We start from the raw sequence: 215 nt of genomic DNA, 5'->3' as shown, positions 1-215 counted from the left end.
ATCTCGTCGATGAAGACGATGATGTCGCCGCGGGTGCGGATCTCCTTCGTGACCTTCTTGAGGCGCTCCTCGAAGTCACCGCGGTAGCGGGACCCGGCGATGAGTGACCCGAGGTCGAGCGAGTAGAGCTGCTTGTCCTTCAGCGTCTCGGGCACGTCGCCCTTGACGATCGCCTGGGCGAGGCCCTCGACGACGGCGGTCTTGCCGACGCCGGG

General features: G+C 66.0%; 1 protein-coding gene. It reads right to left on the bottom strand.

Annotated features, from left to right (window positions below):
- On the bottom strand, positions 1-215 hold a 215-nt coding region (locus BIV01_RS16885; protein ID WP_139199519.1), incomplete at both ends, for an AAA family ATPase.

It is taken from the genome of Curtobacterium sp. MCBA15_013 (genome assembly GCF_001865095.1).
Taxonomy (GTDB): Bacteria; Actinomycetota; Actinomycetes; order Actinomycetales; family Microbacteriaceae; genus Curtobacterium.
The sequence above is the reverse complement of the archived record's forward strand: the minus strand, read 5'-3'. Positions and strand labels throughout refer to the sequence as shown.